At 64.2% G+C, this 5,638-nt stretch carries 4 protein-coding genes; 1 reads left to right on the top strand and 3 read right to left on the bottom strand.

The window, feature by feature from the left end; all coding sequences use genetic code 11:
* Window positions 1–101: 101 nt before the first annotated feature.
* From QMX81_RS20340 to grxD, 3 genes are all read right to left on the bottom strand, one after another.
* Window positions 102–3,368 (bottom strand): carboxypeptidase regulatory-like domain-containing protein, encoded by a 3,267-nt coding sequence (locus QMX81_RS20340; protein WP_282264226.1) that lies wholly within the window; start codon window positions 3,366–3,368, stop codon window positions 102–104.
* Between the two features lie 399 nt (window positions 3,369–3,767).
* A complete protein-coding gene (locus tag QMX81_RS20335) occupies window positions 3,768–4,508 on the bottom strand; it encodes an SDR family NAD(P)-dependent oxidoreductase (protein ID WP_282264225.1) in 741 nt (246 codons plus the stop codon).
* Window positions 4,505–4,825: a Grx4 family monothiol glutaredoxin gene (gene grxD, locus QMX81_RS20330; RefSeq protein WP_019186185.1), complete on the bottom strand. Its 321-nt coding sequence runs from the start codon at window positions 4,823–4,825 to the stop codon at window positions 4,505–4,507. Before grxD ends, QMX81_RS20335 begins: the two co-directional genes overlap by 4 nt.
* A 162-nt stretch (window positions 4,826–4,987) precedes the next feature.
* Between grxD and QMX81_RS20325 the strand changes: the two genes are divergently transcribed.
* Window positions 4,988–5,569, top strand: a complete 582-nt coding sequence (locus QMX81_RS20325) for a Fe-Mn family superoxide dismutase (protein WP_282264224.1) — start codon at window positions 4,988–4,990, stop codon at window positions 5,567–5,569.
* Window positions 5,570–5,638: the final 69 nt, after the last annotated feature.

Genomic DNA, 5,638 nt, shown 5'->3' with positions numbered 1-5,638 from the left:
CGGGGGCGCGGCGCCACCAAACCCCCCCCCCCCCCCCCCAAAAAACCCCCGCGGCGGGGTGCCCCCGCCCGCTTCCATTTACTGCATCAGGTCCTGACGGATCAGAACTTGTACTTCAGGGTCAGCTGCATCGACCAGCGCGACACGCCGGTGTTGCCCTTGTCGTTGTTGTTTTCCTGGATCGTCGGGGTATCGGTGGAACCGGTGAAGTTGTAGATGTACTTGCCGGTGGCCGGATCGATACCTGCGTAGCTGGCTACGCGAGCGGTCGAGTTGAAGCCGTAGTCTTCGATGTGGCCCCACTTCTTGTTGATGAGGTTGCCGACGTTCATGATGTCCAGCGCCAGTTCACCCTTGTGCTCCTTCATGAAGCCCGGGAACTCCTGGGAGATGTGCACATCGAAGCTGTTGGTCCACTTGGTGCGGAAGGCGTTGGCCGGGGCGATCTGGCCCTGGTACTTCTCCAGCTGCGGGTTGGCCGCCAGCCAGTCGAAGAACTGCTTCTCCATCGCCGCGCCGCCGGTGAACTTGACGTCACCGTAGCCGTTGGGCACGTAGAACAGATCGTTGAAGTAGCCGGCACCGGTGGTGGCAGCGGCATCGCCGTTCATGTCGTTGTAGTAAATGTAGCTGAACGGACGACCCGAACGCCCTTCGTAGAACAGGCCCACCGAGGTGTTGTAGTCGCGGAAGAACGCCTTTTTCCAGTTGATCGAGCCGGTCACACGGTCCTTGATCGCGTAACGCGAATCATAGGCCACGTTTTCGTTGGCGGTCCCGATCAGGGTGCTGCCCCAGTTGGAGGTGTTCTGCGAGCTGGTCAGCGGGCTGACTTCCTTCGCGGCGGTGTAGGTATAGGCCAGCGACCAGCCCCAGTTCTCGGTCAGCGGCTTGTTCAGGCCCGCGGTGAACTGGCGGCTGCTGCCCTTGTCCGTGTTCTTCATGAGCAGCACGTCGCCCATGTCATCCGGACGATTCGCCTTGCCACCCGCTCCGGCGGCACCCTCTCGGACCGAGCAGTTGGTCGGCGAGGCGGCCAGACCAACGCACGGCACGTAGCCGGCGTCGTTCCAGTACAGCTCACGACCGTCCTGGCCAATGCGGGTTGCAGCAACGGGGCCATTCTTGCCACGCAGGTCCAGGCGCTCGAAGTAGATCGCGTTGTTGACCTTGGTGTACAGGAACTCGGCCGATGCCACGATGCCGTACCACGGCAGCTCGTGATCGAACGCGATGTTGGTCTTCCACACCGACGGCAGCTTCAGATCCGGTGCCGCGATATCCACGTTCTGACGCGCACCCGCGCCGGCAGCCGGGATGTACGGCGGATTGGTATCCGGCGTGAAGATCCCGTTCTGGTTGCGGACCGTGTACTCGGTGTAGTTCAGGCCGGTGTTCTGGTACGCACCTGCCAGCCAGACGTTCGGGGCGGCGCCGCCGAACAGGCCCACGCCACCGCGCATCTGGGTGGGGCGATCGGTATCGAAGGTGTAGTTGAAGCCGAAGCGCGGCTGCACCAGCTTGTCATCGGGGAGCTTGGTGTTGTCGTAGCCGTACAGCTCCATGATGCGCGGGTTGTACAGGCGCTGCGAGCTGAAGTCCGGCATATCAACACGGACGCCGGCCTGAACGGTCAGGTTGCTGTTGACCGCCCAGCTGTCCTGGACGAACACACCGGTGTTCTTCAGGGTGTACTTGGCCGGAATGTCGTCATAGCTGCCGCCGGCGCGCGGCGCGCGCACAACGTACTGGTTGACGCGGCCGGCAGCGAAATCAGCCAGGTTGGAGAACACGTACGCACCGTTGACGTTGCGGCCGTAGTAATTCAGCAGGTCGTTGTCGGAGTAATCGAAGCCGAACTTGACGGTGTGGTCGCCCACGTACCAGGTGGCGGCACCGAAGGCGCTCAGTTCCTTGCTCTCGACCGCGTTGACGTGCGAATTCTGCTCGGTACCGAAGTAGAGAGAATCATTGCCACCGTTGCCAAAGCCACGGATCTGGATCTGCGGCAAGCTCGACGGCGTGGTGCGGACCGAGGTGTACTCCTTGTGCGAGAGCTTGAACTCGGTCGAGAAGTTCTCCGACCAGTCGCTGAACAGTTCACCCATCCAGGATTCATAGGTCTTCGGCTGCTGGTACCAGAAGCTGCTCAGCGACACGGCGCTGTTGCTGATCTGGGGGAAGCGGACCACGTTCTGCTCGAGCTTGTTGTAACGCACGGCAGCACGGTGGTTATCGCTGATGTTCCAGTCAACCTTCAGTGCGTACTCTTCCACTTCGGTCTTGTTGGCCGGCGCGTTGAGCGAACCGGCATCAAAGCCGTAACCAGTGGCGATCTGCTGCGCACGGGTGATGTCGGCGTCGGTGATGGTGCCCTTGCCGTACGGCGAATCGGTCAGGCTGACGCCCGGGGCCGAACGCTCCATCTTTTCGTAGTTCGCGAAGAAGAAGACCTTGTCCTTGATGATCGGGCCACCCAGGGTCATGCCGTAGGTCTTTTCGTCATCGAAGCCGTTGAAGCGGACGCCTTCCAGATCCTTGCGGACCATGTCCTTGTCGCGGTACGCGTAGTAAACGGTGCCGCCGAAGTTGTTGGTACCCGACTTGGTCACCGCATTGATCACCGCACCGGTACCACCGGCGATGGTGGTGTCGTAGTTGGCGATGTCGATGTTGATTTCCTGGATCGCATCCATCGACACCGGCTGACGCTCGGTCGGCAGGTTGTTGGATTCCAGACCGAACGGATCGCCGGCACCGATGCCGTCGATGCGGATCGCGTTGTAACGGGTGTTCTGGCCACCGACCGAGATCGCACCGTCGGCCTTGCTGACCTGCGAGATGCGCGGGTCGAGGCGGATGTAATCCTGGATGTTGCGGTTGACCGACGGCAGCGACTCGATCGTCTGGCGATCGACGTTGGTGCCGGTGCCCATCTTGTAGGAACTGAAAACGTCCGAACCACCCGCCACAGCCACAACCTGCACGGCCTCGAGGTTGGTGGCACCGGCAGCGATATCGCCGGCCAGGTTGGCGTTGACGGTGTTTACCTGATTGAGGTTCAGGTAAACGCCTTCTTCAGTCTTCGTGCCTTCACCGGACTTGTTGATGGTGATGGTGTACGGACCACCCACGCGCAGGCCGCGCGCGTTGTAACGACCCGATGCATCGGTCGTAGCGCGGCTGACCGTGCCCGACTCGGTGTGCGTGATGGTGACTTCGGCACCGACGACAGGCGCGCCTGCGGCCGACGTAACCTGACCGCCGACACCGGCAGAGGTGCTCTGGGCGAAGGCGGGAGCGGCGGCAAGTGCAGCCACGAGACCAAGCGTCAGCTTGGACATCCGGAGACAACGGGAGTGGGTCATTGGGGAGTAGCCTCGATGCGAGATTGGCGATGGCGGAGAAAAAAACGCGCCCAAGCAGCCTTGCTGGCGGCTGACTGGACTTTTATCTGGGTTCCCTAGCCGCGAGCTGGTTTCAGCCGCAACGGTTAACACTAGATTAACACGGTAACCCCGGATTGTGACGTTTTCGCTACAAAACACACGCCATCACAACGGGATCGTGACGCTATCTTCACATCTGATTGTGACCGGCTGAATGCGGGCCATTTGGCGCCGCCAGCGGTTTCGGGAGGGTCCCCGCGGGGTTTTCAAGGTTCACTGGGGAGCCGGCCAGCGGCCGGCACTACCTGACAGCCGTGGGACGGCCCTGGGCACGGTCGCCCTGGGCACGGTCACCCGACGGTGACGCCCTTCCCGCCCTCAGGCCTCGAGAATCTGGCCGCGATGGGCAGCGCCGGCGGCGGACAGCAGCAGGACCGCCGCGGCGGCGCACTCGGCCGGGTCACGGGCGGTGCGGTCTTCATCCAGGGAGAAGGCACGGGCGCGCAGCGCCGTACGCATCGGGCCGGGCTGCAGGCCGCTGACCCGCACCGGGCTGCGGCCGAGTTCGTCATGCAGGGAGGCGATCAGGCCGCGCAGCCCGTGCTGCGCCGCGCCGTAGCCGCCCCAATACGCCTGCCCTACCCGCGCCGGATCATCCACAGTGAACACCAGCGCGGCATCGTCACTCTGGCGCAGCAGCGGCAGGCAGGCCTGGGCCAGCCAGGCCGGCGCGGTCAGGTTCACATGCACGGCGCGGGCGAAGGCGGCCGGGTCGGCCAGCTCGAACGGGGTCAGCCCGGCGAAATCGGCCGCGCAGTAGAGCACCCCATCCAGATGACCGAGCTCGGAGTGCAGGCGCTCGGCCAGGGTGGCGTAGTCGTCGGGGGTCGCCCCTTCCAGATCCAGCGGATACAGCAGCGGCTCGGGGCCGGCAGCCTCGACGGCAGCGTAGACCCGGTCCAGGCGGCGGGGTTTGCGCCCCAGCAGGACCACGGTTGCCCCGGCCTGCGCGCAGGCGACAGCGGCGGCGCTACCAAAGCCTCCCCCGGCCCCGGCGATAAGAATGACGCGATCGGCGAGCGATCCGGTCCCGACCACCACGGACGGGACCGCACTCACGGCTGGGAAGCCTCTTCGACGATGCGCTTGAGCTCGCCGGATTCGAACAGCTCCAGCACGATGTCGCAGCCGCCGATCAGCTCGCCGTGAATGAACAGCTGCGGGAAGGTCGGCAGGTTGGAGAAGCGCGGCAGGTTGGCGCGGATCTCGGGTTCTTCCAGCACGTTGACGGTGCGCAGCGCGATCGCGCCGGCGGCCATCAACGCCTGGATGGCACGGCTGGAAAAGCCGCACATGGGATATTGCGGCGTGCCCTTCATGAACAACACGAGGGGGTAACGTTCGACTTCGGACTGGATCTGCTGCATCACCGCCACAACGACTCTCCCTCCAATGGGACAACCCGGCCTCACCGGTCGGATAGACTTCCCTGGCCGCCATTGTATGCCCTACCTTCGGGTGGTGGGCACCCTGCCATCGGCCACACTGATGACGATCCGCCATGGATCGGCGCTCTCCCTTCCCAATCTGTCGTGCCCATGCCCCTCGAATTGCCCCGCCTTCCCTACGACCGCGCCGCCCTTCAGCCTCACCTGTCGGCGGAGACAATGGACCTGCACCACGGGCGCCACTTCCGTGGCTACCTGGATACGGTGAACGCACGTATTGAAGGCACGGAGCTGGCCGAGCTGCCGCTGGAGGAGATCGTCCGCCAGAGCCAGGGCAGCCTGTTCGATGCCGCGGCACAGGCCTGGAACCACCAGTTCTATTTCCAGTGCCTGCACCCGCGCGCCGGTGGCGATCCGCAGGGCCGGCTTGGTGAACTGGTCACCCGTCATTTCGGGGATGCCAAGCGCTTGCGCGAGGCCTTCGACCGCGCCGCACTGCGCCTGTTCGGCTCGGGCTGGGTGTGGCTGGTGCAGCACCCCAATGGCGCACTGGCGATCCAGGCCACGCGCAATGCGGGCACGCCACTGACCGGTGAGAGCACTCCGCTGCTGGCCTGCGATGTGTGGGAACACGCGTATTACATCGACTACCAGAACGAGCGCGCGCGCTATCTGGAGTCGTTCTGGAAGCTGGTGAACTGGGACTTCGTCACCGCGCAATTGCGCGATTGAGGCGGTGGCGGCCCCCCGCCCGGCCGCCCCCCAGCTCAACCCCCCCCGCTCTCGAACACCCGCGCGCCC

Origin of the sequence: Stenotrophomonas sp. PS02301, assembly GCF_029959485.1 — a bacterium.
GTDB classification, from domain to species: Bacteria; Pseudomonadota; Gammaproteobacteria; order Xanthomonadales; family Xanthomonadaceae; genus Stenotrophomonas; species Stenotrophomonas maltophilia_Z.
This window is presented reverse-complemented; position numbering and strand designations above follow the sequence as displayed.